Consider the following 24,265-nt stretch of genomic DNA (forward strand, 5'->3'; position numbering starts at 1 on the left):
ACCTGTGGTTATCCTGAAGGCTTGCCATCCTCGGGTGGCATTTCGCTGCCCATCCGAGCCTCGAGGAGACGACCTATGGCCGCCATCGAAACGAACCCCGGAACCGGCAGCATCTCCGCTGCTCCGGGCACAGCCGGAGCCCTCCCCGCACTCCGCCCCGAAGAGAGCCGTGTCATCTGGCTCCTCCTCGCGGCCGCCTTCGTCGCCATCCTCAACGAGACGACGATGGGCGTCGCGATCCCGCACCTCATCACCGATCTCGGCATCACGGCGCTCGCCGCGCAGTGGCTGACGACCGCGTTCATGCTGACGATGGCCGTGATCATCCCGATCACCGGATTCCTGCTGCGCCGCTTCACGACGCGCACGATGTTCGTCGCCGCGATGGGGCTGTTCTCCCTCGGCACGCTCATCGCGTTCCTGTCGCCGGGCTTCCCCATGCTGCTGGTCGCCCGCGTGGTGCAGGCGTCCGGCACCGCGATCATGATGCCGCTGCTCATGACCACGCTCATGACGGTCGTGCCCGCCGCCATCCGCGGCCGCATGATGGGGCGCGTCAGCATCGTGATGTCGCTCGCCCCGGCGATCGGCCCGACTCTCGCCGGTGCCATCCTCAACAACTTCGAGTGGCGCTGGATCTTCGGCATCGTGCTGCCGATCGCCATCGTGGCGCTCGTCGTCGGCGCGCGCTGGATCCACAACCTCGGCGAGACGACGCGTGCCCCGATCGACGTCCTGTCGATCATCCTGTCGGCTCTCGGCTTCGGCGGTCTCGTCTTCGGCCTCAGCCAGCTGGGCGGGGGCGGACATGGCAGCGGGGCGGATGCCGCGGCTGCGAGCGCCGCGTCGAATACGACGCTGATCGTGTCTCTCGCCGTCGGCGTCGTCGCGCTCGGCCTCTTCGGCTGGCGTCAGGTCGTGCTGCAGCGCAACGACGACGCGCTGCTCGACCTCCGCGTGTTCCAGAGCGCCAACTTCTCGCTGTCGATCGGCCAGATGGCGATCATGTCGATGGCCTTCTTCGGCGCGATCACCGTCGTCCCGCTCTATCTGCAGGACGTGCTGGGCGTCGACCCGCTCACCACCGGCCTGGTGGTGCTGCCGGGCGCCCTCGCTATGGGCTTCGCCGGTCCGTTCATCGGCCGCATCTACGACCGCTGGGGGACGACGGTGCTGCTCGTTCCGGGCGCCGTCATCACGAGCGGGATGCTGTGGTTCTACACGACGTTCGGCACCGAGACGCCGGTGTGGCTGATCGCCGTGGCGCAGACCGTGCTCTCGATCGGCCTCGCGCTCTCGTTCACGCCGCTGTTCACGGCGTCGCTCGGCTCGCTCCAGCCTCGGTTCTACTCCTACGGATCCGCGGTCGTCGGAACCGTGCAGCAGGTCGCGGGCGCCGCGGGCATCGCGCTGATGTTCGGCGTCATGGCGGCGGCCACGTCGGCCGCCACGGCGTCGGGTGCCGACACGCTCGACGCCGGCGCGGCCGGCACGCATGCCGCGTTCTTGACGGCGGCGTTCCTGTCGCTTCCGCTCCTGGTCGGCGCGTTCCTGATCCGCAAGCCGGTCGACGCCCCGCTGGGCGCCCCCGCCGGTCACTGACGACGCCTCACCCGGATGCCCCGCCCCTCGACAAGGGGTGGGGCATCCGCGATTCTGGATGCGCCCGCAAGCCGACGGGAAGGCAGCACCATGATCGTGAGCACTCCGGACCTCGACGCAGCCACCGGCCACGTCGCCGAGATGTACGACGGTGATCTCCGCAGCGACGGGTTCGTCTTCGGGCACACGCGCGCGATGGCGATCAACCCCGAGGCTCATGCGGCCTTCGAGACGCTGGTCCGCACCATCGTCCCCTCGATCGGCCTGCGCACCTACGAACTCGCCACGCTCGGCGCCGCGCGCGCGATCGGGTCGGATCACTGCCTCCTCGCACACGGCCGCAAGAGCCTGCGTGCAGGTCTCCTCGATGAGGACGAGCTCGCCCGGCTCGCGCGCGACGGCGCGGACGCCGGCCTCGACGAGACGGACACCGCGGTGGTCGCATACGCCGAGAAGCTCTCGACGGATGCCGCGACCATGACCGACGCGGACACGCAGCGCCTCCGCGATCTCGGATTCACCGATCGGCAGATCGTCGACATCACGCTCGCCGCCGCCGTGCGGAACTACTTCAGCCGGGCGCTGCTGGCCCTGGCGGTGCCCGTCGACGACGTGCCCGGCCTCAGCCCCGCGCTGGTCGCAGCTCTGCTCGCGCCGGCGCAGGCCACACGCGGCGACGTCAGTGGTGGATGACGGCCTTCAAGATGATGAGGACTCCGCCGAACGCGGCGGTGATGAGCGCGCTCAGGATTCGTGGGAGCCAGTGCGTGCTCCAGCGCGCGACGGCGATCCAGCCCAGCGCGCCGAGCATGACGGTGTTGACGATGAGCGCCGCCCAGAGCGCCGTGGTGTCTTCGATGACGCGCGTCGCGCCGAGCAGCAGGATGATGAGCGGCGGAACGGACGCGAGGAGCATGCCGCCCGATTGACGAGCGGATGCGCGGAGGCTTGCTCGGAGTCCGGCATGCCCGTCGGTGGCGGCCAGGCGGCCCAGGGTGCCGGCGAACACGTGAGCGGCGAAGAACACGATCACCGTGACGGCGACAGTGGCGAGGGCCTCCCAGGCCGTCCCCCGGGCCGAGACGACGATCATGCCCGACACGAGGATCAGTCCGTAGATCGCCTCCTCCGACATGAGGATGCGGCCGACCCGCGGGGTGATGTGAAGCTGTTCGTCGGTCATCGCCGGCGCGTCGTGGTGTGAACCGCGGGGCTGTTCAGTCGATGCTGCAGCTGCCGCCGCCGCAGCACGAGCCCGAGGACTCGACCACCGTGAGCAGGTTCTTCTCGTCGGCGACGGGTGCGAGGGTGATCGGGGCGGGCTGCTGCGAAGTCGTCATACCGACCATGCTACCCAGGGGAACCGCGACGTCGGCCGCCCGCGCCGCGATGGGCTCCCCCTCAGAGCGGCATTCCCCCGTTCTGGCACGTCGGGCAGTACTGCGCCGAGGTACCGGAGAACGTGAGATCGCGGATGGCGTCGCCGCACACCGGGCAGGCTTCGCCCGCGCGCCCGTGGACGCGCATCGCCGCCACCTTGTGCGCCTTGAGCTGGTCGATGGGGACGCCGAGGCGGGCGTCTATCGCACCGCGCACGGTCGTCAGTGTCGCGTCGAACAGCCGGTCCGCTGCGGCGTCGTCGAGCGCGGCGGCGTGCGCGACGGGTGACACCTGTGCCCGGTGGAGGATCTCGTCGGAGTAGGCATTGCCGATGCCCGCGAGCGACTCCTGCTCCTGCAGGATGGCCTTGATCTGCTTGCGGCGACCGCCCAGGGCGCTGTCGAACTGGTCGCGGGTGAAGGCAGCGTCGGCGGGATCGGGCCCGAGTTTCGCGATCGCGGGAACGTCAGCAGCGTCGCCGACGACGAACAGGCCGAGCGACACCCAGCTGCCGGCATCCGTCACCTCCAGACTGCGGTCGCCCGACAGTTCGAAGTTCGCCAGGGCCGGCGGCGCGTCCAGCGAGGGCGGGGCGGGTTCGTCATCGGGTGCGGCATCCAGCCACCGCATCCATCCGTGCCGCCCCAGCGAGACGACCAGGCTCGCCCCGTCGAGCACGAGCTCCACGTGCTTGCCGTGGCGCCGGGCGCCGGTGATCGTGCGTCCGCTGATGCTCGACGGCGGCGTGGCGCGCGTCTTGACCGTGCGGAACTCGAGCACATCGACTCCGCAGACCTCTCGCCCGGCCGCCTCGTCAGCGAGGAACCGCGCGAGAGCCTCGACCTCCGGCGACTCAGGCATGGCCCCATCCTGCCACCGAGCTCCGACACCCGTGCCGAGGCGCACGCCCGCCGTGGGATGCACTTCCGAAGGGACGGGCACTCGGCCGCTCGGCGTCAACGAGCGTTCGCGGAGAGGGCGCCGGTCTGTCAGCTCGGAAGAGGCGCGAGTCTCGCGGCGATCTGGTCGAGGGCCTCGCTGATCGAGCCGAATTCGCATACTCCCGCAGCCCCTGTCACCCACAGAAGGTAGACGCGGTCGTCCTTGCACTCGAGGTAGGCCACCACGCGGTGCGGGTCGGTGGCGGTGAGCGACGGATCGCATGCCACCCATGCCCCCGAGCCCACCGACTGCAATGCCGGGCGACGGGCCTGAACGGCGGGAATCGATGTGTCGAGCATGGCGGCCTCCCTGTGTGACTGTCCGCGCATCGTCGCGTGGCAGAGTCAAAGATCCTCGGACTGGGCGCGCCGGCGAAAGGGGTTGACGGCGAGCACGCGATCTGCGTAGCGACGAGCGCGCCCCGGGCGTCCTAGGCTGACTCCGATGCGGGAGTTCATCGGAGGCGTGGGCCTGCTGGGCCGTGGCTTCGCGCAATGGCGGCGGAGGCCGGGGCTGATGGCGCTCGGCCTCGTCCCCGCCGCGATCGTCGGCCTGCTGTTCCTCGGCGGTCTCATCGCACTCAGCGCCTCGCTTCCGGCGCTCACCGAGGCGATGACGCCGTTCGCCGACGGGTGGCCGGGTGTCTGGGCGACCGTCTTCCGCATCGCGGTCGGCACCGCGCTCCTCGGTGCCGCCCTCGTGCTGGTGGCCGTGACGTTCACGGCACTCACGCTGCTGGTGGGCGAGCCGTTCTACGAGCGGATCTGGAGTGCGGTCGAGGCGGACGCCGGGACCCCGAAGCTCGAGGGCGACTACGGATTCTGGCGCTCGGTCGCGGACGGGCTGTCGCTCATCGCACGCGGCGTCGGCATCGCAGTGGTCGCCGCACTGCTCGGCCTCGTCCCGGTGGTCGGGGCCGTGGCGAGCACCGTCTTCGCGGTGCTCTTCACCGGATGGCTGATCGCCGACGAGCTGACCTCCCGCGCGCTGACCGCCCGCGGGCTGACGAGGCGCGACCGCACGACGCTGTTGCGCCGCAGACGCTTGCGCGTGCTGGGTTTCGGCGTCGCGACGCAGCTGTGCTTCCTGGTGCCGCTCGGCGCCGTGGCCACGATGCCCGCAGCCGTGGCGGGAGCGACGCTGCTCGCGCGGTCGCTGCTCGATCCCACCCCTGCGGCTTCGCGCCCCAGCGCCTGATCCGAACGCCGGCGACGCGGCATCCGCGTCAGTCGTTCCCGCCGTGATCCGGGGCCACCTCGAGGAGGTGCGGGATCGCTCGGTCGATCGTCGTCATGGTCGCCGTCAAGGAGATCCGGAAGTGCTGCGGCTGCTCGAACAGCGACCCCGGCATGACGTACACGCCCCGCTCCTCGAGGGTGCCGCAGAACGCTTCGGCGTCGCCGCCCGGCGCCTTGCCCCACAGGTAGAAGGTGCCCTCCGGCAGCGTGACCTCGTAGCCGGCGTCGGTCAGGGCGCCGTACATCCGATCGCGCTTGCGTGTCAGCTCGGCCATGTCGAGTGACAGACCCTCGAGTTCGGGCACCGCGTACTGCATGACCGCGTCGGGGAATCCCCAGCCGATGGCCAGGCCGAGGGGGAACAGCGCGGCGCGCAGCTCCTCCCGCTCCGCCGTCGGGATCAGAGGCGACAGCGCGAGGTAGCCGAGCCGCGCCCCGGGAGCGAGCAGCACCTTGCCGTAGCTGTAGTCGATCACCGTCCACGGATAGTACGCGGCGGGGCTCGTGAACGCGATGCCGTCGAAGCGGATGCGGCGGTACGGCTCGTCCGACAGCAGCCAGATGCGGCGTCCCTGCGCACGCGACGCCGTCTCCAGCACCGCGGCGAGCGCCTCCCATGTCGAGGGCGGATAGACGCGACCGGTGGGATTCGCGGGCGAGTTGACGACCACGGTCCTCGTGCGAGGGGTGATCGCGCGCGCAATCGCGTCGACATCGAGGTCGAATGTCTCGGGGGCGAGGTCCACGCCCACCGGGACGAGGTCCGCCGCGTGCAGCATCGGCGCATAGCAGAACCAGCCGGGCACCGGGATCACCACCTCGTCCCCCGCATCGGCCAGCAGCGCGAGCGCCAGCGAGATCGCACCGAAGGCGCCCTGCGTCATGGCGATGTCTTCGGGTTCGAAGTCCAGTCCCAGCTCTTCCGACAGCGCGCCGGCGACGACCTCCTGCGCGGAGCGCTCGCTGCTCTTGTACGCGAACCAGTCGACGGTCCGGGGCTCGGCGTTCCTGCGAATGGCCGCCGGGAGGCCGGGCAGCGCCATCTCGTGCGGGTTGCCGAACGCGAAGACCAGTGCCTCCGGGTCCGACGCGACGACCTGCATTCGGGAGAAGTAGGAGCCGACGACATCCACCGCCGCCTTCGCCGCCGTAGCCCGTGTCGACATCGCCATGGCAGTCACCTCTCGCCCCCAGTGCCGATCCGTGATCCCGCCCAGGATCCCAACAGACGCGTGGCGCGTCAATCGCCTCCGCCGACGGCACCCGTCACAGGCGTTCCCCAACCGCGCAGTGCTACCTTCGCTCGGGCGCGACAAGTGGAGGACGGATGATCGACGACCCTGAGCTGGGGCTCGTACTCGGTGGCGGGGGCGCCTTCGGCGCCGCGCACGTCGGTGTGCTGCAGGTGCTCGCCGAGCGAGGCATCCGTCCCGGCATCGCGACCGGGACGAGTTCTGGCGCCCTGGTCGCGGCCGCCTATGCCGCCGGTCTGGAGGCGCACGCCATCGAGCGCGCCGCACGAGCGTTCCGCTGGAGCGCGATCGCACGCTGGTCTCTGACGCCGCGGTGGGGTCTGCTCGACACCACCGCGATCGTCGACGCCGTCCCCCGTGCCCTCGGCGAGGACCCGCATATCGAGGAACTGCCCCGCCGCTTCGCCGCGTACGCCACCGATCTGCGCACGCGCCGCGGAATCATCCTCGATGAGGGACCGCTGAGTGCGGCCCTCCGTGCGACTGTCGCGGTGCCGGGACTTCTCCCCCCGATCCGCCGCGGCGATGCGCTGCTCGCCGACGGCGGGATGATCGACAACGTGCCGGTCGCTGCGGCGCGCGCCCTCGGCGCCACCCGTGTGATCGTGGTGCGGCTGCACGCGAAGTGGGAGAACGTGCGAATGATGCGCACCGTCACCCGCACCGCGGATCTCGTCGCCGACCCGTCGGTCGTGCTGGTCCAGCCCGAGATGGAGGGGATGGCGCAGTGGCGGATGACCGACGTGCCGCGCCTCATCGCCGAGGGGCGCCGCGCGGCGACGGCCGCGTTGGATGCCGCGGCCCAGCGCAACGCGTCGGTCCGGTGGGGTCCGGCGGTCGTGGCCGAGTAGTCGCTCGGCCTCGCCTCTACATCCGCGCGTAGCGGGCGCGGGCGAAGCAGAAGACGCCGTAGATGATCAGTCCCGCGGCGACCACCCACAGGATGACCGGCCCGAGGGGCAGCCCCGCCAGGGTGCGCAGGGCGCCATCCAGTCCGCCGGCCGCTGCGGGATCGTGTGTGAAGGCGGCGACCGCGAACAGTGCGCCCGTCACGGCAACGGCGATGCCCTTCGCGACATAGCCGACCACGCCGAACGTCACGATGCCCTTTCGCGCAACCCCGGCGGGCAGGTCGAGGCGCTTCTCGAAGGCGCGGGTGAGACCGCGGACGATGAAGGCGATGCCGATGGCGAGCACGATGAGCCCGATCAGGATGAGCACGAAGAGGCCGCCGGAGCTGGCCATCAGCTGCGCGCTCAGAGACTGCGAGGACTGCGAGGAGTCCGAGCTGCCGCCGAGCGCGTACACGAGCGCGGTGAACGCGATGGCGAGGTAGGCGACCGCAGTGCCGATGTACTTGACGCGGTATCCCCAATTCTTCTTGGTGTCGGGGTCCCGCTCCAGGAACGCCTCGGCGATCTGCCAGACGGCGAGCGCCGTGAGCCCCAGCACGATCGCCCACAGCAGGAGCACTCCCGCGGGGGTGTCGCGGATCTTCTGCATGGCGCCGCCCTGGTCCGCCTCACCCGCACCGCCGGTGGCGACGGATATGGCGATGGCGCCGATCACGATGTGCACGATGCCGAGCACGACGTAGCCGATGCGGGCGATCGTCCGGAAGACGGGTGAGTCGGTGGCGGCCCGCGCCGCACTTTTCGCAGTGGTCATTCGCGAAGCGTATCTCCGGCGCGTCTGCGGGGAACAGGGCTTGCACTCGGGCGGGGAATCGTGCTCACGCACCGGGTGGGGAGGACCGCCTGGCGCGCCGGACCCGATAGGCCTGGGCGGCGCTCCACACGAGGCACGCCACGGCGATGCCCTCCAGCAGCCCTGCGAGCACGTCGCTCGCCCAGTGGGCGTGCAGATAGGTGCGGCTCCACATCATCCAGACGACCCAGACCGCTCCGAGCGTCCAGACGTACCAGCGGCGAAGGAGCAGTCCGAGTGTCACAGCGATGGTCGTCGCCACAGCGGTGTGACCGGAGGGGAACGAGGTGGCCATGCTCTCGGCGAGCGAACCCGACGGCCGCGCCCGCGCGATGATCGCGGCCATCGGGGCGCCGATCGCCGTCACGGTCACGATGGCCACCGCGAGGGTCGCAGCCTCCCATCGCCGTCGCCGCCAGAGGAGGATCGCGATGATGAGGATCCCGACCACTGGCGCACCCACCACGCCGCCGATGACGGAGGGCACCCAGGCGATCACCAGCCCCGCGTCGGTCAAGGCGGCGAGCATGAGATCGTCCCACCAGAGGTCGACCGCGAGCGGAGCGTGCCCGCCCAGCGCCACCGCGAAGCGCAGCATCACGAAGAGCACCGTGGCCACCACTCCGACCACGAGGACGGTCGCGCGGTGGGGGTCGGGATGCGCAAGCGGCTCATCGGATGTCGCCGCGAGCGGCGCGCGGCCGACCGGGGGTTGCTCGTTCTCGCCCACGTGACCATTGTGCGTGCCGTGCGGTCTTCGCCGCGCGCTTTGCCGCGTACGGTCTCGGTGTCGTATGGGCCATTGACGAGCTGCACGCGCACTGCTCTGATGAGCGCATGGAGGCGATCGTCGACGCCGACTACGTGGTCGTCGGAGCGGGGGCGATGGGGATGGCGTTCGTGGACGCCCTCACCACGACCGCCGCCGACGTGTCGGTCGCGCTCGTCGACCGCCGCCACGGGGCCGGCGGTCATTGGCTCGATGCGTACGGATTCGTGCGGCTGCACCAGGCGTCGGCATTCTACGGCGTCGCCTCGACGCTGCTCGGCGGCGGGCGGCTGCAGGACGACGGACCGGAGCGAGGACTTCACGAGCGCGCGAGCGCCGCCGAGGTGTCGGAGTACTACGCCCGCGTGCTCGCACGACTCGTCCGGTCGGGCAGAGTCGCCTTCCACGGCCGCAGCGAGTACCTCGGTGATCGCCGGTTCGTGTCGCTGCTCAGCGGCACCCGCTTCCATGCGCCCCGAGCACGGGTGGTGGACGCGCGGTACCTGTCCCCCGACATCCCGCTGCTCACGCCTGCGCCGTTCGCGGTCGAGGACGGCGCCCGTGTGGTGGCCGTCAACGAGCTCGTCCGCCTCGCAGAGGCTCCCGGCCACTACGTCATCGTCGGTGCCGGCAAGACTGCGACCGACACGTGCGTGTGGCTGCTGCAGAACGGCGTCGCCGCGAACGCGATCACCTGGGTCCGTCCGCGCGATCCGTGGCTGCTGAATCGCGCCGTCGTGCAGCCCGACCCGGCGATCTTCCTCGGCATGGCGGCCGACACGATGGCCGCGGCAGCGGCGGCGTCGGATCCCGACGACGTCTTCTTCCGGATGGAGGACGCCGGGATCATGCTGCGCTTCGACCCTGCGGTCATCCCGACCATGGCCAAGACGCCGACGCTCGCCACGTGGGAGCTCGACCTCGTCCGCACGATCGACGACGTCGTCCGTCGCGGACACCTGCGGTCCGCCGGCTATGGACGCCTGACGTTCGCCGACGGCGACGTGCACGTTCCCGCCGATTCGCTCGTCGTGCACTGCGCGGCCGCAGGGCTGAAGTACCCGGGCCTGCGGCCCATCTGGACCCCGGAGGCCATCACTCCGCAGCCGGTGCGGGTCGGCTTCCCCTGCTACGGCGCCGCGCTCTCCGGCTACGTCGAGGCGACCCGCGACGACGACGCCGAGAAGAATCGCGTCTGCCGCCCCTCGCCGTACTCCGACACCCCCGCAGACTGGGCGACGATGCAGGCGATCGGCGGCGACGCGTCGCTCGCGATGTCGAAGGAGACGGATCTGCGGGCGTGGTCGAACACGACGTCGCTGAACCCCGCGCGCGTGGCGCCGGAGCACGCGGATGACCCGGCCGTGCTCGCCGCCGCGGCGAGGTTCAAGGAGAACATCGGTGCAGGGCGAGCGCGTCTGGCGGAATTCGCCGGGATCGCGTAGCCGGTGCGCCGGCGATCGGCGACGCGTCCGGACCTCAGTCCCAGTCGAGGTACTCCTCGACGATGACCGCCGTCTCGACGGGGTGAGTGAGGGGGAAGAGATGACCGGCACCGTCGAGGTTCTTGACGCTCGCGCGCTCGGGCGCCGTCGCCTGCAGGCGTTCGCCGTTGGCCCGCGGTGTCACCTCGTCGTCGGCGCCCTGCACGATCAGCACGGGGATGACCGGGGCGAGGGCGATGTCTTCGTCCTCGACACCCAGCAGCAGCAGTCCGTTGACGCGCTCGGGGTGCGCGGCGACCAGCGCACGCGCGACGGTGCCGCCGCGGCCGTGCCCGCCGACCCAGGTGCGCTCGAGGCCCAGCTCATCGATGACCGCGATCACGTCGTCGGCCTGATCGCCGGTCGACGCCGCGTCGGCGTTCGTGCGGTAGCCGACGCGGATGATGTGGAATCCCGCCTCTTCGGCGAGGTAGTGCCCCACCACCCCCAGCGCGTCCTGCCCGGGTTCGGCGATCAGCACCAGGCCGATGGGCCCGTCGCCCTCGACGATGTAGGGGATCGCGCGTCCGTCGGGCTCGAAGATCTGCGTGGTGTCGGTCATGGGAAGCCTTTCCGGGAAGCGATCGTCAGACGTTGAAGCGGAACTCGACGACATCGCCGTCCTGCATGACGTAGTCCTTGCCCTCGAGGCGGGCCTTGCCCTTCGAGCGGGCCTCGACGACCGAACCGGTCTCGACGAGGTCGTCGAACGAGATGACCTCTGCCTTGATGAAGCCCTTCTCGAAGTCGGTGTGGATCACGCCGGCCGCCTGCGGAGCCTTCCAGCCCTTGCCGATCGTCCAGGCGCGGGCCTCCTTCGGGCCGGCCGTCAGGTACGTCTGAAGCCCGAGCGTGTCGAAGCCGATGCGCGCCAGCTGGTCGAGACCGGACTCGTCCTGCCCGGTCGAGGCGAGCAGCTCCGCCGCGTCCCCCGGGTCGAGGTCGATGAGCTCAGACTCGATCTTCGCGTCGAGGAACACCGCCTTGGCCGGCGCGACCAGAGCCTCGAGCGAGGCCTTCTTCGCCGCATCCGTCAGCACCGCCTCGTCGACGTTGAAGACGAAGATGAAGGGCTTCGCGGTCAGCAGGCCCAGCTCCTTGATCGGCGAGAGGTCGATGCCCGAGGCCGACAGCAGCACGCCGCGTTCGAGGGCTTCCTTCGCCTCGATCGCCGCGGCGAGCACCGAGGGGTCGAGCTTCTTGCCCTTGACCTCCTTCTCGTACCGCGTGATCGCCTTCTCGAGCGTCTCGAGGTCGGCGAGCTGCAGCTCGGCGTTGATCGTCTCCATGTCGCTCTGCGGGTTCACCGCGCCGTCGACGTGCACCACGTCGTCGTCGTCGAAGCCGCGCACGACCTGCGCGATCGCATCGGCCTCGCGGATGTTCGCGAGGAACTTGTTGCCGAGGCCCTCGCCCTCGCTCGCGCCGCGGACGATGCCGGCGATGTCGACGAAGGACACAGCGGCGGGAAGGATCCGCTCGGAGTGGAAGATCTCCGCCAGCTTGTCGAGCCGCGGGTCGGGCAGGTTGACCACGCCGATGTTGGGCTCGATCGTCGCGAACGGGTAGTTCGCCGCGAGCACCTGGTTCTTGGTCAGGGCGTTGAAGAGGGTCGACTTGCCGACGTTCGGGAGACCGACGATTCCGATGGTGAGAGCCACGGGCACCCAGTCTAGATGGCGACGGATGCCGCGCCCCGCGGCATCCGTCTGTCCACGGGTCGGTCCGGGTCCACGCGCCACCGCATGAGCACGTTGCCGGACTCCTCCCACGACCAGGCCGCGCCCGTTGCCGTGCGTGTCGCACGCCGCGATACTGAGCGCGTGGACGAGTGCTGCGCGCCGCGCGTACCGGAGGGCTACGACCGGGAGTTCAACACCCGGTTCGCCCGCCGGCTCGCGCGCCGGTACCGGAAGGACGGTCTCACGCCCAGCGCGTCGCTGGTGCTCGACTTCGCGGGCTCGGTCGGACTCGAGGGAGCGTCGATGCTCGAGATCGGCGGGGGGATCGGCGACATCCAGCTGGAGGCACTCAAGCGAGGCGCGTCCCACGCGACCAACGTCGAGCTGTCCGCAGCCTACGAGCCCGAGGCCGCGAAGCTGCTCGATGAGGCCGGCCTGCGCGATCGCGTGACTCGGATGCTGGGGGTCGATCTCGCGGGCACGCCCGAGGCGGTGGAGCGGGCCGACATCGTCGTACTGCATCGCGTCGTCTGCTGCTACCCGGATTACGAGCGTCTGCTCGGTGCGGCCGCCGGACGAGCCAACCGCTGCGTCGTGTTCAGCCACCCGCCGCACACGCTGCTCGCCCGGCTCTCCGCGCGCGCGATCAACACCCTGTACACCCTGACGGGCAATCCCTACCGGGCGTACGCGCACAGGCCGGACGCCATGATCGCGGTGCTGACGGGGCGCGGGCTCGAACCGCGCTACCGCGGGGCGAGCGGACCATGGCACGTCGTCGGCTCCGTGCGCGCGTGACACGAGTGCGCGCTCGGCGCGCCTTCCGTCCGCGCAGCCGGGCCGGGGTGAGTCTGGACATGTGCCTCTGGACTTCACCGCGATCGACTTCGAAACGGCGAACTCCAGCAACGCCTCGGCCTGTGCGGTGGGTCTCGTGCGTGTGCGCGACGGCGAGATCGTCGAGCGGACGGGCTGGCTGATCCGCCCACCGGCCGGGCATGACGCGTTCTTCGAGCTGAACGTCCGTATCCACGGCATCCGGCCCGAGGACGTCGTCGACGCAGCGCCGTGGAGCCGCCAGCTCGCCGACATCGTCGCCTTCACCGGAGACGACGTCCTCGTCGCCCACAACGCCGGCTTCGACATGTCCGTGCTCAAGCGGGCCTGCGACGCGACCGGCGACGAGTGCCCGCCGTACCGTTACGCGTGCAGTCTGCAGGTGGCCCGCAGGGTCTACCGTCTCGAGTCGTACCGGCTGCCGTTCGTCGCCGCGGAGGCCGGATTCGCCGACTTCCCGCACCACAACGCCACTGCCGACGCGATGGCCTGCGCGCACGTCATGATCGACGCGGCGCGCCGCGTGGGCGCCGACGACATCGACGCCCTCACCGAGGCGGTCGGCCTCCGGGTGTCGCAGATCGCGATCACCGAGGCTCCCGCGGTCTCGTTCGCCGTCGCCTGACGCGGAACCGGTCCCCACAGCCTCTCCACTCGCCGCTGGCGCGTCGATCGGAGCCTCGGGCCGCGTGGGCCCGGCTGCGGCCGGCCGCGCGGGCGATGTCCGAGGCATCCGGCACCCTGGAGTCATGGACGCAGTCGTGATCAGTGTGGTGGCAATCGCCTGTCTTCTGGTCGGCGTGGTGGCGGGCTGGGCGGCGGGACTCGCCCGCGGCGCGGCACGTGCCGCGCGCGAACAGGCCGAGCTCACCGCGCGGCTGGCCGGCTCGGAGGCCGCGCGGCAGGGTGTGCAGGCCCAGCTCGAGCATCAGCAGGTGCTCTACCGCGAGCTCGCAAGCCAGGCGCGCCACGACCAGGCGGCACGCGAGGAGCGAGAGCGCCGCGAGCAGTCGGTGCTCCGGGCGCTCGCGCCCGTGCAGGAGACGCTGGCCGCGATGCACACGAAGGTCGACGATCTCGAGCGCGACCGGCACCTGCAGTTCGGCACTCTCGCCGAGCAGCTGCGACGAGCGCACGAGTCCGACGAGGCCCTGCGGGCGACCACCGAGTCGCTGGCCGGAGCGCTGCGCTCGGGCAGCACCCGCGGCGTGTGGGGCGAGACCCAGCTGCGGCGCGTCGTCGAGGCCGCCGGGCTCACGCGCCACGTCGACTTCGACCTGCAGACGTCGATCACGTCGGACGCCGGCGCGGGCCGCCCCGACATGATCATCCGCCTTCCCGGCGAGAAGGCGATCGCCGTCGACGCGAAAGTGCCCCTCGACGCCTTCCTCGAGGCGAGCGCGATCCCGCTGACGGCACAGGGCGCTGAGGCCGCCCGCCGGCGCAGCCTGCTCGACAAGCACGTCAAGGCCGTACGGGCGCACGTGGACGCCCTCGCCCGCAAGACCTACTGGGCGGGGCTCTCGTCGAGTCCCGAGTTCGTCGTATGCTTCGTGCCGAGCGAGTCGCTGCTCGCGGCCGCGCTGGAAGAAGACCCCTCGCTGCTCGACTACGCGTTCGGCAAGCGCGTCGCGCTGGCCTCGCCCGTCAACCTCTGGGCGGTCCTCAAGACCGTCGCCTACACCTGGACCCAGCAGGACGTGTCGCAGGAGGCCCGCGCGCTCTTCGACCTCGGCAACCAGCTCTACGAGCGGCTCGGGTCGCTGGCGTCGCACGCCGACGACCTGCGCCGGGCGATCGAGCGCACCGTCGACAGCTACAACCGGTTCGCCGGATCCCTCGAGACGCGCGTGCTGGTGAGCGCGCGCAAGTTCCCCGGCATCGATGCGACCAAGCTCGACGCCGTGAATGCGCCTGCGGCCATCGAGAAGAGCCCTCGCCGTCTCACGGCACCGGAGCTACTCGACGAAACGCTCCCCGGGCTCGAAGAGCGGCCCGAACCTGGCGCCGGTAGCGGCATCGAACCGCCGCAGCTCTCCGCCACCGCGGAACTCGGCGACGTGCGCGCACGCATCGCCTCGCCGAACGAGTGAGGCTCAGGCGCCGCCGGGGACGAAGCTCAGCAGCACGATCACCGCGGCGGAGACGCCGACGAACGCGCCGATCATCCACCACGCGCTGATCTCGTGGCCCTCGTCACGGCGGACACGCAGAAGCACGTCCGGCCGGCGGGCGGGATCGATCGCGTTGGCAACCACAGCCTGCGCGCCCGTCTGGGGCGACGACGGATCGGCTGAGTGCGCAGACATCGTCAACTCCTCGGGTTGGGAACACAGACGTGTCTCCATCGACACCACTGACGATTCTGCCAGAGTTCCCTCGAGGGCCGGTCACGAAACGGTCACGGCGGCATCACGTGTCGCGCCGCCGCGGCCGTTTCCGTCAGCAGGTCAGAGCCACTTCGAGACGAGGTGCTCCGACGAGATCCGGCGCAGCGTGCCCGACGCTCCGCGCAGCACGACGCTCTCGGTGTAGACGTACCCGCCTTCCCGACGGACGCCGGCGACGAGCGCGCCGTCGGTGACACCGGTCGCGACGAAGATCGTGTTGTTGCCCTTCACGAGGTCGTCCGCCTCATAGACGTAGCCGTCGAGGTTCAGGCCTGCGTCGATGCCGCGCTGCTTCTCGTCGTCGTCGCGGGGCCAGAGGCGGCCCTGGATGTGACCCCCGAGCGCCTTGATCGCGCACGCGGTGACGATGCCTTCGGGGCTGCCGCCGACGCCGACGCACATGTCGGTGCGGGCGTTGTGGCGCGCGGCGTTGATGCCGCCCGCGACGTCGCCGTCGCTCATGAGGCGCGTGCCCGCGCCGGCCTCGCGGATCTCTTCGATGAGACGTTCGTGGCGCGGGCGGTGCAGCACAGAGACCACCAGCTCGTCGACGGGCTTGTCGAGGGCCTTCGCCAGCCGGCGGATGTTCTCGCCGATCGGCAGACGGATGTCGACGACGCCGACGCCCGCGGGGCCGGTGACGAGCTTGTCCATGTAGAAGACGCTCGACGCGTCGAGCATCGTGCCGTGGTCCGAGACGGCGATGACGGACAGAGCGTTGTTGCGCCCGGCCGCCGTGAGCGAGGTGCCGTCGATCGGATCGACCGCGACGTCGGCCCGCGGGCCGCGTCCGTTGCCGACACGCTCGCCGTTGTAGAGCATGGGCGCTTCGTCCTTCTCGCCCTCGCCGATGACGATCGTGCCGTCGAAGTTCACGGTGGTGAAGAACGCCCGCATCGCGTCGACGGCGGCCCCGTCGGCCGCCTCTTTGGCGCCGCGGCCGATGAACGGCACTGCGCGGATCGCCGCCGCTTCGGTCGCACGCACGAGTTCGAGTGCGAGGTTGCGGTCGGGGTGGAGGGGACTCATGTCCGCGGTCAGGCTCACCATGCGGTCAGCCTATGCCAGCATGGTGGCCGATTCACGAGAATTTCACGCGATCGAAAGCGAAGGAATCACGTTTCTTTCCGATAGCGCAGGGACGTGGGTTTCCCGCGATCCGCCGGACAGCGGCATCCGTTCCGGCTTCCGCCGCTTGGGTAGAGTTTGCGGTGACGCCCACTCGATCAAGGGAGCACTCATGCCCGTCGCCACCCCGGAGCAGTACGCCGACATGCTGGACCGCGCGAAGGCCGGTGGCTTCGCGTATCCCGCCATCAACGTCGCCAGTTCGCAGTCGATCAACGCGGTGCTCCAGGGACTCACCGAAGCCGGCTCGGACGGCATCATCCAGGTCACGACGGGTGGCGCGGACTACTTCGCCGGCCACACCGTGAAGAACCGCGCCGCCGGTGCGCTCGCGTTCGCGAAGTTCGCCACCGAGGTCGCCAAGAGCTACCCCATCACGGTCGCCCTCCACACCGACCACTGCCCGAAGCCGGCGCTCGCCGACTTCGTGCTCCCCCTCATCGAGGCGTCGGAGGAAGAGGTGAAGGCCGGGCGCAACCCGATCTTCCAGTCGCACATGTGGGACGGCTCGGCTGTCCCGCTCGACGAGAACATCGAGATCGCGAAGGACCTGCTCCCCCGCCTCAAGAACATCAACGCCATCCTCGAGGTCGAGATCGGCGTCGTGGGCGGCGAGGAGGACGGCGTCCAGCACGAGGGCTCGAACGAGGCGCTCTACACGACGGTCGCCGACGTGACGAAGGCCGTCGAAGCACTCGGCCTCGGCGAGAACGGCCGGTACATCTCGGCCCTCACCTTCGGCAACGTGCACGGCGTGTACAAGCCGGGCAACGTCAAGCTCCGCCCCGAGCTCCTCGGTGAGATCCAGGAGGGCATCGCCGCGAAGTTCGGCACCGGCCCGAAGCCGCTCGATCTCGTGTTCCACGGCGGCAGCGGCTCGACGGACGAAGAGATCGCGCTCGCGGTCGCCAACGGCGTGGTGAAGATGAACGTCGACACCGACACGCAGTACGCATTCACGCGCTCGGTCGCCGGCTTCATGTTCTCGAACTACGACGGCGTCCTCAAGGTCGACGGCGAGGTGGGCAACAAGAAGGCCTACGACCCGCGCGCCTGGGGCAAGATCGCCGAGTCGGCGATGGCCGCCCGCGTGGTCGAGGCCACGAACCAGCTCGGCTCTGCCGGCAAGAGCCTCGGCGCGTAAGCAGCAGATTCGACGGATGCCTCGGCACCGGCCTCGCGGGGCAGGTGCCGGGGCCTTCGTTCACTCGGGGTCGGCGTAGCGGTCGAGCAGCCCGGGAGCGCCCTCGGGGCGGTGGAACACCACGATCTCGTCGCCCGCCTGCACGCGTCCGCCCTGCACGACGCGCAGGTAGGGCCCGAGGCGGCGCTCGTTCGAGAAGCGCTTGACCCAGCCGCGCGCGTCGTCGCCGCCGACCCAGCGCGCGAACGTCTGGCACGGGGTGCGGGGCATGGTGACCTCGACCTCGACGCGATCGCCGATGCGCCAGCGCTCGCCGATCAGCGCGGCGTTGACGTCCATTCCCTCGACCCGCAGGTTCTCGCCGAACCAGCCGGGGGGAAGCTCGCGGCCGAGCTCCGACTCCCAGAACGCGGCGTCTTCCTCGGCGTACGCGTAGAGGGCCTTGTCGAATCCGCCGTGGTGCTTGCGGTCGGCCTGAACGTCGGCGTACACACCGTACGGCCCGACGCGCACGGGTCCGTCCACGGGTCCTTTGTCGATCGCTGTCACGCCGACCGAGCCGGCATCGGGACGCAATCGACGGACGGCGCAGACGGCGACCAGGCGAGGCATCCGCTCATCCTAGCCACCGGCCCTGCCCGCCGCCCTCACTCCCCCGGCGGCGCCGCGGGTTCGCCGCGCAGCAGCACGCGGCCGTCCGAGACGGCCCGCACTTCGATCGACGCGATGTCGTCACGGTCCAGAGCCGTGCCGGCGTCGAGGTGGGCCGTCGTCCCGGGCCCGGCTCGCCACGAGGACAGCTCGCTCGTGGTGCCGTCGGTCGAGGTGACGACGAGCACATAGGGCCACTCCTGGTCGGCCGCGTAGGGATCGCGGCTGGGCGGGTAGTGGCAGGTCATCGCGATGCGGGTGCCCCACGCCACGTCGGTCAGTTCCACTTTCGCAGTCAGCGGCACGTCCGTCACAGCCTGGAGCGCGACGACCTCTTCGGGCACGCGCGCCGGCGCGCCCGCCGTCGTCACGGCGAAGGCGACCACCACGGCGAGGGCCGCCGCCGCGGCGAGGCCGCTGCCCCACCCGATCATGCGGCGCCTGCGGGCGTCGCGCGTCCCGCGGGCGACCGTGCGCTCGCGCCCCGCGGGGCCGGGGCCGTCCTGGTCCGACGGTTCGAGCAGCGTCTCGGCGCGTTCGGGTGAGACCCGCGCCAGGAGTCCCATGGTGGGCGCGAGGTCGGCGATCGCGCCGCGGCAGACGGGACAGCTATCGAGGTGGGCCTCGAACCGGCGGCGGTCATCCACGCTGAGCGCGCGCACGACGTACGCGGCGTCCCAGTCGGCGAAGCGGGCGTGATCCGTGGTCATCGCGTCACCCCCTTCTCCTGCAGGGTGAGCCGGAGGGCACGCAACCCGTAGTGGAGGCGCGACTTGACGGTGCCCTCCGGGATGTCGAGCTCGTCGGCCATCTCGGCGACGGAGAGCCCCCGGTAGTACGCGCGCACGACCACGGCGCGGTGGTCCGTGGTGAGCGTGGCCAGCGCCTCCTCGACGAGGATCGCCTCGAACAGCGCGTCGGTGGCGTCCGGCGCGGTGCGCTCGGGGACCTCGGCGACACCGATCTCCCGGCGGCGACGCGCGCTGCGCGCCTCGTCGATCACGAGGTGCCGCGCGACGGTGAACATCCACGAGCGCGTGGTCGAAGGATCCTGCTCGAGGATCCTGGGCGTTCGCCACGCCCGCAGCAGCGTCTCCTGCACGATGTCGTCGGCACCGGCGCGGTCGCCGGTGAGATGCACGACATAGCGCCAGACCGGCGCCGCGTGTGCGTCATAAAGTGCGGCCAGGCGCGCGGCATCGCGTCCGGCGGCACGGTCTCGGCGCTCCACGCTGTCGTGCGGCATCCATCACCTCCCGCAGGAGACACGAGACACACCATCCGCGGGTTCACGCGAATCCGCCGCGCGCCCGCGCCGTCACCTGTGAGTATGGACCCGCGACGGCGGGACCGCACGACGCGCGATCCGCGCGCCGCGGAAGGTCACAGTCGCGCGCTGTCGAGGAGCGCCTGCCACACGGCGGGGTCGTTCGCCAGCGGCGCGACCATCAGCGCGCCGGCGATCAGCGAGAAGGCGATGCCGCCCACCAGCGGGATCCACCACGTCACGCGCGAGCGGCGCATGTTCCAGACCGACAGGGCCGCGGTGGCGAACCAGCCGAGCACGAGGACGAGCGCAGCAGCGATCGCCCACGGCTTTGCGGCGGCAGGATCCGAGAGCTGCACGTCGACGCCCATCAGTCCGAGCATCGTCTCGGCGTACGAGCCGTAGTCGAGGAAGGCGGGCACCGAGGTGATCACGTTGACCAGGCCGTAGGCGAGCAGCGCGAACGTCACGATGCGATCGACCGGGTGCGGACGCTTCTCGGCGACGGCAGGAGCGGGTGCGATGGCGTCGGCCGGGGTTTCGGTCATGATCGGCGCGATCGGCTCCTGCTGCCAGAGCGCCGGCTCCTGGATGCGCGCCCGCTGCTCCTCCGGCGTCGCGTACTCGCCGTACTGGGGACGCGGACGCGAACGCGGATCAGGCTCGGCGTTCGCGGCGTCACTCATGCGCGGGTCCGTCCGCCGAGGGCGCGGTCGTCGCGCTTGCCGGCAGCATCCGTCCGCAGCTCCTTCGGGAGCGAGAACTGCAGATCTTCCTCGGCCGTGCGCACCTCTTCGACATCGCGGTAGCCGGCGGCGGCGAGATCGTCGAGCACCTGCTGCACGAGGACCTCGGGCACCGACGCGCCGCTGGTGACGCCCACGGTCTCGACACCTTCGAGCCACGCCTGCTCGACCTCGTCCGCGTAGTCGACGCGGTAGGCCGCCTTGGCGCCGTGCTCCAGCGCGACCTCGACCAGTCGAACGCTGTTCGACGAGTTCGCCGACCCGACGACGATCACGAGATCGGCGTCCTTCGCGACCTTCTTGATCGCGACCTGGCGGTTCTGCGTCGCATAGCAGATGTCGTCCGACGGCGGATCCTGCAGCTCGGGGAAGCGCACCCGCAGACGGCGCACGGTCTCCATCGTCTCGTCGACCGAGAGCGTCGTCTGCGACAGCCACACGACCCTCGACGGGTCGCGCACCTCGATGGTGTCGGCCTCCTCGGGCGAGTTCACGATCGTGACATGGTCGGGAGCCTCGCCGGCGGTGCCCTCGACCTCCTCGTGGCCGACGTGGCCGATGAGGAGGATCTCGAAGTCGTCGCGCGCGAAGCGCACCGCCTCGCGATGAACCTTCGTGACGAGGGGGCACGTCGCATCGATGGCGCGAAGACCGCGATCGGATGCGGCGTTCACGACCGCGGGCGACACCCCGTGCGCGCTGAACACGACGTGGGCGCCCGAGGGAACCTCGTCCACCTCTTCGACGAAGATGGCCCCCTGCTTCTCGAGCTCGGTGACGACGTGGATGTTGTGCACGATCTGCTTGCGCACGTACACCGGCGCGCCGTAGCGCTCGAGCGCCTTCTCGACGGCGATGACGGCGCGGTCCACGCCCGCGCAGTAGCCACGAGGAGAGGCCAGGAGCACCCGCTTGTGTCCGGTCCCGGCGATATCCTTGAGCGGTTCGCGCCGCCGCGGGATCCGCGGGACGGGCATGCTCACAGGGGCCTGACTCGTTCGGGTCTGTCCCGCGGTGCTGATGCTCACCCCTCGATTCTACGGGCGGGCTCCTGAGCGGGGCCTCCGCCGGTGAGCACGCGACACCCGACGGCTCACCGGCATGAGCAGCCCGCGCCGGGCATGAAAGGACCGCATGACGAGTTTCCAGCCCGCCACCGTCCCCGGCGAGCCGCCGCCTGCCGACTCCGTTCCGCCGCGGGAATCCACGGCGCAGGCGCCGACCTCCGTCGCCCGGCTCAACGACACGATCCGCGGTTTCGTCCAGACCTGGGGCTCGGTGTGGGTCGAGGGCGAGATCACGGGGTGGAACCAGCGGGGCGGCAACGTGTTCGGCCGCCTGAAGGACCTCGCGACCGACGCCACGATCTCGTTCCGCATCTGGTCCTCCACGCGGGACCGGCTGCCCGGCGACCTGAAGGTCGGCGACCACGTGATCGCGTGCGTCAAGGCCGACTACTTCGTGAAGAACGGCGACTTCAGCTTCGGCGTCTCGGCGATGCGCCATGTGGGACTCGGCGACCAGCTGGAGAAGCTGGAGCGCCTGCGCGCGCAGCTGCGGTCCGAAGGACTGTTCGATCCCTCCCGCAAGAAGCCGCTCCCCTTCCTGCCGCACCTCATCGGCCTCATCACCGGCGAGAACTCGGATGCCGAGAAGGACGTCCATCGCAACGCCGAGCTGCGCTGGCCGCAGGTGCGGTTCCAGACGAAGTACGCGGCTGTGCAGGGGGACCGGTGCGTTCCCGAGACGATCGCGGCTCTGAAGGCGCTGGATGCCGCACCCGACGTCGACGTCATCATCATCGCCCGCGGCGGCGGTGACCCGCAGACCCTGCTCGGCTTCAGCGACGAGCGGCTGCTCCGGGCGGTGGCGGCGGCATCCACCCCCATCGTCAGCGCCATCGGCCACGAGAACGACCACCCGCTCCTCGACGACGTCGCCGACCTGCGCGCATCGACCCCGACCGACGCCGCCAAGCGCGTCGTGCCGGACGTCGCGGAGCAGCGCGCGCTCGTCGGTCAGCTGCGCGCCCGCATGAACACGCGGCTCACGCAGCGCATCTCGCACGACATCGCCCAGCTCGAGCAGCTGCGCTCCCGCCCGGTGCTGCGCGACCCCGAGACGCTGCTGACGAGCCGCTCGCACGAGGTCGAGCTCCTTGCGGCTCGCGGGCGCGATCGCATCGACCGGTCGCTGCGCGTCCAGGAGCAGCGCACCGCCGAGCTCCGCGCGACGCTGCGCGCCCTCTCCCCCGCATCGACGCTGGCCCGCGGCTACGCGATCGCGCACCTCGCCGACGGCGTCATCGTGCGCGACGCCGCGCAGGCCCCGGCATCCACTCCCATCGTCGTCACCGTCGGGCGCGGCTCGTTCGCGGCGCGCTCCGAGGGCGAGATCGCTGAGGACGACAACCGGACCGACGACGAGGCCGAGCCGAACCGGGCGGGGCGCGGGGCGGGTCCCGCGGCCGAATAGACTGTGACCATGACTGAGACGAGCGGCGCCCTCACGGACGTCGCGGCCCTCTCGTTCGAGCAGGCGCGCGACGAACTCGTCCGCGTCGTCGCCGAACTCGAGCAGGGCGCCCCGACCCTCGAGCACTCCCTCGCACTCTGGGAGCGCGGCGAGGCGCTCGCCGCCCGCTGCGAGGAATGGCTGCTGGGCGCCAAGCGCCGTCTCGAGGCCGCTCGCGCCTCCGCCGATCGCGCACAGGGCGAGGCGCTCTGATGTCACGCGAACCCCGCATCGTCGCCGAACTCGGTCGCCCGGAGACGCCGCAGGAGACCGCCGACCGCAAGGCCGAGTCGTCGCGGATCTACCGCTCGAGTCAGAACGTCCGCAATCTCATCGCGGCGCTGCTCGCGACGCTGGCGGTCGTGATCGTCATCATCGCCGCCGTGCCCCGCGGCACGCCCCCGCCGCGCGAAGCGATCGACGTCGCCGCGGTCGCGGAGGGCGTCGCCGCCTCCGAAGGCCGCACGGTCATCACCCCGGAGATGTCCGACGGGTGGATCGTGAACCGCGCCGGCATCGAGGGCAACGGCGGGGTCCGCGCGTTCACGGTCGTCTACGCCCCCGCCCAGGAGGACGAACGCGGCTTCCTGCGCGTCGCCCAGGGATTCGACGCCGACGAGTCGTGGCCGGCCCGCGTGCTCTCGGGCTCCGCCCCGCAGGACACCGTCACGATCGACGGCATCACGTGGGAGCGCTACGAGCTCGACCCCGACCGCACCGGGAACATCTCGGTCGCGCTGGCCACCGACGCCGGCACCGACACGGTGCTCATCTACGGCGCCGCGGGCGAGACCGCCCTCGAAGAGACGGCACGCTCCGTCACCGACCAGATCACCGCACTGCGCCAGGAGGCCGAGTGACCGATCAGCCCACCCCCGCGAAGGCCTGGCAGGAGATGCAGCGCGGCAACGCGCGCTTCGTCGCCGGCGAACCCCGCCACCCCCGGCAGGACGTCGACACCCGGCATGAACTCGCGGGAGGGCAGCGCCCCCGTGCCGCCCTCTTCGGCTGCGCGGACTCGCGCCTGGCGGCGGAGATCATCTTCGACAAGGGCCTCGGCGACCTCTTCGTCGTCCGCAACGCGGGCCAGGTCGTCTCCGAGTCCGTCGTGGGCAGCCTCGAGTACGCCGTCGCGGTGCTCGAAGTGCCCCTCATCGTGGTGCTGGGCCACGACGCGTGCGGCGCCGTCCGCGCGGCGATCGATAGCACCAGCCCCGACGCAGATCCGCTGCCCCCGCACATCTGGCGGCTGATCTCGCCGATCGTGCCCGCGGTGCGCCGCGTCCAGCGGGCGTCCGCCGTGGACGGCGTGTACCCCGACGTGATCGACCCCGAAGAGGTCGGCCGCGAGCATCTTCGCGACACCGTCGGCGAGCTGCTCCACTCCTCCGAGCTGATCAGCTCCGCCGTCGCCGAGGGGCGCCTCGCGATCGTCGGCGCCAACTACCGCCTCGGCGAAGGCACCGCGGTGCCCGACGTCATCGTCGGCATCACCGACGCCGCCTGAACACCCAGCTCTGCCAAGACATCC

The 24,265-nt window shown here is 70.8% G+C and carries 29 protein-coding genes; 13 read left to right on the plus strand and 16 right to left on the minus strand.

All coding sequences use genetic code 11. From position 1 onward, the window contains the following. The first annotated feature begins 75 nt into the window (after window positions 1-75). Together AC3A46_RS00065 and AC3A46_RS00070 are read left to right on the plus strand one after the other, a co-directional pair. Window positions 76-1,602 carry an MDR family MFS transporter gene (locus AC3A46_RS00065; protein WP_487663223.1) on the plus strand — a complete coding sequence of 509 codons (1,527 nt, stop codon included), beginning with the start codon at window positions 76-78 and terminating at the stop codon, window positions 1,600-1,602. Between the two features lie 90 nt (window positions 1,603-1,692). Continuing rightward, window positions 1,693-2,295 (plus strand): carboxymuconolactone decarboxylase family protein, encoded by a 603-nt coding sequence (locus tag AC3A46_RS00070; RefSeq protein ID WP_487663224.1) that lies wholly within the window; start codon window positions 1,693-1,695, stop codon window positions 2,293-2,295. Here the strand turns inward: AC3A46_RS00070 and AC3A46_RS00075 are convergent. From AC3A46_RS00075 to AC3A46_RS00090, 4 genes are all read right to left on the minus strand, one after another. Continuing rightward, window positions 2,282-2,785 (minus strand): hypothetical protein, encoded by a 504-nt coding sequence (locus AC3A46_RS00075; protein WP_487663225.1) that lies wholly within the window; start codon window positions 2,783-2,785, stop codon window positions 2,282-2,284. The genes AC3A46_RS00070 and AC3A46_RS00075 overlap by 14 nt on opposite strands. Before the next feature lie 34 nt (window positions 2,786-2,819). Next, window positions 2,820-2,942, minus strand: coding sequence for a hypothetical protein (locus AC3A46_RS00080; protein ID WP_487663226.1), 123 nt, complete (start codon window positions 2,940-2,942; stop codon window positions 2,820-2,822). A gap of 61 nt (window positions 2,943-3,003) precedes the next feature. After that, window positions 3,004-3,843 (minus strand): DNA-formamidopyrimidine glycosylase family protein, encoded by an 840-nt coding sequence (locus tag AC3A46_RS00085; RefSeq protein WP_487663227.1) that lies wholly within the window; start codon window positions 3,841-3,843, stop codon window positions 3,004-3,006. 128 nt (window positions 3,844-3,971) lie between these two features. After that, complete coding sequence (locus AC3A46_RS00090) at window positions 3,972-4,223, minus strand: hypothetical protein (protein ID WP_487663228.1); 252 nt, start codon at window positions 4,221-4,223, stop codon at window positions 3,972-3,974. Between the two features lie 145 nt (window positions 4,224-4,368). On the opposite strand from AC3A46_RS00090, the gene AC3A46_RS00095 reads away from it, so the two are divergent. Next, entirely contained in the window at window positions 4,369-5,121 is a 753-nt protein-coding gene (locus tag AC3A46_RS00095) for an EI24 domain-containing protein (RefSeq protein WP_487663229.1), read from the plus strand. 28 nt (window positions 5,122-5,149) lie between these two features. Here the strand turns inward: AC3A46_RS00095 and AC3A46_RS00100 are convergent, their stop codons facing one another. Beyond that, the gene (locus AC3A46_RS00100) at window positions 5,150-6,334 is read right to left on the minus strand and encodes an aminotransferase class I/II-fold pyridoxal phosphate-dependent enzyme (protein WP_487663230.1); all 1,185 of its coding nucleotides are present in this window, start codon (window positions 6,332-6,334) and stop codon (window positions 5,150-5,152) included. A gap of 155 nt (window positions 6,335-6,489) precedes the next feature. On the opposite strand from AC3A46_RS00100, the gene AC3A46_RS00105 reads away from it, so the two are divergent. Next, on the plus strand, window positions 6,490-7,266 hold the full coding sequence (locus tag AC3A46_RS00105; RefSeq protein ID WP_487663231.1) for a patatin-like phospholipase family protein: 777 nt from the start codon (window positions 6,490-6,492) through the stop codon (window positions 7,264-7,266). 16 nt (window positions 7,267-7,282) lie between these two features. On the opposite strand, the gene AC3A46_RS00110 is transcribed toward AC3A46_RS00105, so the two are convergent. Further along, window positions 7,283-8,083 (minus strand): DUF1206 domain-containing protein, encoded by an 801-nt coding sequence (locus AC3A46_RS00110; RefSeq protein WP_487663232.1) that lies wholly within the window; start codon window positions 8,081-8,083, stop codon window positions 7,283-7,285. Window positions 8,084-8,147: 64 nt separating this feature from the next. Then, window positions 8,148-8,852, minus strand: coding sequence for a phosphatase PAP2 family protein (locus tag AC3A46_RS00115; protein ID WP_487663233.1), 705 nt, complete (start codon window positions 8,850-8,852; stop codon window positions 8,148-8,150). Window positions 8,853-8,959: 107 nt separating this feature from the next. Here AC3A46_RS00115 and AC3A46_RS00120 point away from each other — a divergent pair, with 107 nt between their 5' ends. Further along, a complete protein-coding gene (locus AC3A46_RS00120; protein ID WP_487663234.1) occupies window positions 8,960-10,336 on the plus strand; it encodes a pyridine nucleotide-disulfide oxidoreductase in 1,377 nt (458 codons plus the stop codon). Window positions 10,337-10,370: 34 nt separating this feature from the next. Here the strand turns inward: AC3A46_RS00120 and AC3A46_RS00125 are convergent, their stop codons facing one another. Next, the gene (locus AC3A46_RS00125) at window positions 10,371-10,937 is read right to left on the minus strand and encodes an alpha/beta fold hydrolase (protein ID WP_487663235.1); all 567 of its coding nucleotides are present in this window, start codon (window positions 10,935-10,937) and stop codon (window positions 10,371-10,373) included. Window positions 10,938-10,962: 25 nt separating this feature from the next. Beyond that, entirely contained in the window at window positions 10,963-12,036 is a 1,074-nt protein-coding gene (gene ychF, locus AC3A46_RS00130; RefSeq protein WP_487663236.1) for a redox-regulated ATPase YchF, read from the minus strand. A gap of 84 nt (window positions 12,037-12,120) precedes the next feature. Between ychF and AC3A46_RS00135 the strand changes: the two genes are divergently transcribed. The 3 genes from AC3A46_RS00135 (at window position 12,121) to AC3A46_RS00145 (ending at window position 14,987) form a co-directional block, all read left to right on the plus strand. Then, window positions 12,121-12,855 (plus strand): class I SAM-dependent methyltransferase, encoded by a 735-nt coding sequence (locus AC3A46_RS00135; RefSeq protein ID WP_487663237.1) that lies wholly within the window; start codon window positions 12,121-12,123, stop codon window positions 12,853-12,855. A gap of 61 nt (window positions 12,856-12,916) precedes the next feature. Then, window positions 12,917-13,519 (plus strand): 3'-5' exonuclease, encoded by a 603-nt coding sequence (locus tag AC3A46_RS00140; RefSeq protein WP_487663238.1) that lies wholly within the window; start codon window positions 12,917-12,919, stop codon window positions 13,517-13,519. A 124-nt stretch (window positions 13,520-13,643) separates the two neighbouring features. Then, entirely contained in the window at window positions 13,644-14,987 is a 1,344-nt protein-coding gene (locus AC3A46_RS00145) for a DNA recombination protein RmuC (protein WP_487663239.1), read from the plus strand. A 3-nt stretch (window positions 14,988-14,990) separates the two neighbouring features. Here the strand turns inward: AC3A46_RS00145 and AC3A46_RS00150 are convergent, their stop codons facing one another. Both AC3A46_RS00150 and glpX read right to left on the minus strand, forming a co-directional pair. Then, entirely contained in the window at window positions 14,991-15,203 is a 213-nt protein-coding gene (locus AC3A46_RS00150; protein ID WP_082496936.1) for a UDP-N-acetylmuramyl pentapeptide phosphotransferase, read from the minus strand. Between the two features lie 141 nt (window positions 15,204-15,344). Beyond that, window positions 15,345-16,334: a class II fructose-bisphosphatase gene (glpX, locus tag AC3A46_RS00155; protein WP_487663240.1), complete on the minus strand. Its 990-nt coding sequence runs from the start codon at window positions 16,332-16,334 to the stop codon at window positions 15,345-15,347. Between the two features lie 190 nt (window positions 16,335-16,524). Here glpX and fbaA point away from each other — a divergent pair, with 190 nt between their 5' ends. Beyond that, entirely contained in the window at window positions 16,525-17,556 is a 1,032-nt protein-coding gene (gene fbaA, locus AC3A46_RS00160; RefSeq protein WP_487663241.1) for a class II fructose-bisphosphate aldolase, read from the plus strand. A gap of 60 nt (window positions 17,557-17,616) precedes the next feature. On the opposite strand, the gene AC3A46_RS00165 is transcribed toward fbaA, so the two are convergent. The 5 genes from AC3A46_RS00165 to AC3A46_RS00185 all read right to left on the minus strand — a co-directional run bounded on the left by AC3A46_RS00165 (window position 17,617) and on the right by AC3A46_RS00185 (window position 21,197). Further along, window positions 17,617-18,168, minus strand: a complete 552-nt coding sequence (locus tag AC3A46_RS00165; RefSeq protein WP_487663242.1) for an MOSC domain-containing protein — start codon at window positions 18,166-18,168, stop codon at window positions 17,617-17,619. 35 nt (window positions 18,169-18,203) lie between these two features. Further along, window positions 18,204-18,917, minus strand: coding sequence for a zf-HC2 domain-containing protein (locus tag AC3A46_RS00170; RefSeq protein ID WP_487663243.1), 714 nt, complete (start codon window positions 18,915-18,917; stop codon window positions 18,204-18,206). After that, the gene (locus AC3A46_RS00175; protein WP_487663244.1) at window positions 18,914-19,453 is read right to left on the minus strand and encodes a sigma-70 family RNA polymerase sigma factor; all 540 of its coding nucleotides are present in this window, start codon (window positions 19,451-19,453) and stop codon (window positions 18,914-18,916) included. The genes AC3A46_RS00170 and AC3A46_RS00175 overlap by 4 nt, the downstream gene beginning before the upstream one ends. 137 nt (window positions 19,454-19,590) lie before the next feature. Continuing rightward, complete coding sequence (locus AC3A46_RS00180; RefSeq protein WP_487663245.1) at window positions 19,591-20,160, minus strand: DUF6264 family protein; 570 nt, start codon at window positions 20,158-20,160, stop codon at window positions 19,591-19,593. Further along, a complete protein-coding gene (locus AC3A46_RS00185; RefSeq protein ID WP_487663488.1) occupies window positions 20,157-21,197 on the minus strand; it encodes a 4-hydroxy-3-methylbut-2-enyl diphosphate reductase in 1,041 nt (346 codons plus the stop codon). The genes AC3A46_RS00180 and AC3A46_RS00185 overlap by 4 nt, the downstream gene beginning before the upstream one ends. Before the next feature lie 157 nt (window positions 21,198-21,354). Between AC3A46_RS00185 and xseA the strand changes: the two genes are divergently transcribed. Genes xseA through AC3A46_RS00205 form a run of 4 tightly spaced genes read left to right on the plus strand, consistent with a single transcriptional unit; the run spans window position 21,355 to window position 24,241 of the window. Next, window positions 21,355-22,695, plus strand: coding sequence for an exodeoxyribonuclease VII large subunit (xseA, locus tag AC3A46_RS00190; protein WP_487663246.1), 1,341 nt, complete (start codon window positions 21,355-21,357; stop codon window positions 22,693-22,695). Window positions 22,696-22,704: 9 nt separating this feature from the next. Next, complete coding sequence (locus AC3A46_RS00195) at window positions 22,705-22,947, plus strand: exodeoxyribonuclease VII small subunit (RefSeq protein ID WP_056367999.1); 243 nt, start codon at window positions 22,705-22,707, stop codon at window positions 22,945-22,947. Further along, window positions 22,947-23,594: a DUF4245 family protein gene (locus AC3A46_RS00200; protein WP_487663247.1), complete on the plus strand. Its 648-nt coding sequence runs from the start codon at window positions 22,947-22,949 to the stop codon at window positions 23,592-23,594. The genes AC3A46_RS00195 and AC3A46_RS00200 overlap by 1 nt, the downstream gene beginning before the upstream one ends. A gap of 35 nt (window positions 23,595-23,629) precedes the next feature. Continuing rightward, on the plus strand, window positions 23,630-24,241 hold the full coding sequence (locus AC3A46_RS00205; protein ID WP_487663489.1) for a carbonic anhydrase: 612 nt from the start codon (window positions 23,630-23,632) through the stop codon (window positions 24,239-24,241). Window positions 24,242-24,265 lie beyond the last annotated feature (24 nt).

It is taken from the genome of Microbacterium sp. Soil_C_42 (assembly GCF_057656735.1).

What these genes read in the sequence shown, in the direction of transcription:
- glpX (WP_487663240.1), bottom strand. Translation starts at nt 16,334, where the DNA reads ATGGTGAGCCTGACCGCGGACATGAGTCCCCTCCACCCCGACCGCAAC.
- AC3A46_RS00175 (WP_487663244.1), bottom strand. Translation starts at nt 19,453, where the DNA reads ATGCCGCACGACAGCGTGGAGCGCCGAGACCGTGCCGCCGGACGCGAT.
- AC3A46_RS00185 (WP_487663488.1), bottom strand. Translation starts at nt 21,197, where the DNA reads ATGCCCGTCCCGCGGATCCCGCGGCGGCGCGAACCGCTCAAGGATATC.
- AC3A46_RS00075 (WP_487663225.1), bottom strand. Translation starts at nt 2,785, where the DNA reads ATGACCGACGAACAGCTTCACATCACCCCGCGGGTCGGCCGCATCCTC.
- AC3A46_RS00085 (WP_487663227.1), bottom strand. Translation starts at nt 3,843, where the DNA reads ATGCCTGAGTCGCCGGAGGTCGAGGCTCTCGCGCGGTTCCTCGCTGAC.
- AC3A46_RS00205 (WP_487663489.1), top strand. Translation starts at nt 23,630, where the DNA reads ATGCAGCGCGGCAACGCGCGCTTCGTCGCCGGCGAACCCCGCCACCCC.
- fbaA (WP_487663241.1), top strand. Translation starts at nt 16,525, where the DNA reads ATGCCCGTCGCCACCCCGGAGCAGTACGCCGACATGCTGGACCGCGCG.
- AC3A46_RS00110 (WP_487663232.1), bottom strand. Translation starts at nt 8,083, where the DNA reads ATGACCACTGCGAAAAGTGCGGCGCGGGCCGCCACCGACTCACCCGTC.
- AC3A46_RS00195 (WP_056367999.1), top strand. Translation starts at nt 22,705, where the DNA reads ATGACTGAGACGAGCGGCGCCCTCACGGACGTCGCGGCCCTCTCGTTC.
- AC3A46_RS00105 (WP_487663231.1), top strand. Translation starts at nt 6,490, where the DNA reads ATGATCGACGACCCTGAGCTGGGGCTCGTACTCGGTGGCGGGGGCGCC.
- AC3A46_RS00100 (WP_487663230.1), bottom strand. Translation starts at nt 6,334, where the DNA reads ATGGCGATGTCGACACGGGCTACGGCGGCGAAGGCGGCGGTGGATGTC.
- AC3A46_RS00095 (WP_487663229.1), top strand. Translation starts at nt 4,369, where the DNA reads ATGCGGGAGTTCATCGGAGGCGTGGGCCTGCTGGGCCGTGGCTTCGCG.
- AC3A46_RS00170 (WP_487663243.1), bottom strand. Translation starts at nt 18,917, where the DNA reads ATGACCACGGATCACGCCCGCTTCGCCGACTGGGACGCCGCGTACGTC.
- AC3A46_RS00180 (WP_487663245.1), bottom strand. Translation starts at nt 20,160, where the DNA reads ATGAGTGACGCCGCGAACGCCGAGCCTGATCCGCGTTCGCGTCCGCGT.
- AC3A46_RS00125 (WP_487663235.1), bottom strand. Translation starts at nt 10,937, where the DNA reads ATGACCGACACCACGCAGATCTTCGAGCCCGACGGACGCGCGATCCCC.
- AC3A46_RS00120 (WP_487663234.1), top strand. Translation starts at nt 8,960, where the DNA reads ATGGAGGCGATCGTCGACGCCGACTACGTGGTCGTCGGAGCGGGGGCG.
- xseA (WP_487663246.1), top strand. Translation starts at nt 21,355, where the DNA reads ATGACGAGTTTCCAGCCCGCCACCGTCCCCGGCGAGCCGCCGCCTGCC.
- AC3A46_RS00065 (WP_487663223.1), top strand. Translation starts at nt 76, where the DNA reads ATGGCCGCCATCGAAACGAACCCCGGAACCGGCAGCATCTCCGCTGCT.
- AC3A46_RS00150 (WP_082496936.1), bottom strand. Translation starts at nt 15,203, where the DNA reads ATGTCTGCGCACTCAGCCGATCCGTCGTCGCCCCAGACGGGCGCGCAG.
- AC3A46_RS00090 (WP_487663228.1), bottom strand. Translation starts at nt 4,223, where the DNA reads ATGCTCGACACATCGATTCCCGCCGTTCAGGCCCGTCGCCCGGCATTG.
- AC3A46_RS00200 (WP_487663247.1), top strand. Translation starts at nt 22,947, where the DNA reads ATGTCACGCGAACCCCGCATCGTCGCCGAACTCGGTCGCCCGGAGACG.
- AC3A46_RS00165 (WP_487663242.1), bottom strand. Translation starts at nt 18,168, where the DNA reads ATGCCTCGCCTGGTCGCCGTCTGCGCCGTCCGTCGATTGCGTCCCGAT.
- AC3A46_RS00135 (WP_487663237.1), top strand. Translation starts at nt 12,121, where the DNA reads ATGAGCACGTTGCCGGACTCCTCCCACGACCAGGCCGCGCCCGTTGCC.
- AC3A46_RS00080 (WP_487663226.1), bottom strand. Translation starts at nt 2,942, where the DNA reads ATGACGACTTCGCAGCAGCCCGCCCCGATCACCCTCGCACCCGTCGCC.
- AC3A46_RS00145 (WP_487663239.1), top strand. Translation starts at nt 13,644, where the DNA reads ATGGACGCAGTCGTGATCAGTGTGGTGGCAATCGCCTGTCTTCTGGTC.
- AC3A46_RS00070 (WP_487663224.1), top strand. Translation starts at nt 1,693, where the DNA reads ATGATCGTGAGCACTCCGGACCTCGACGCAGCCACCGGCCACGTCGCC.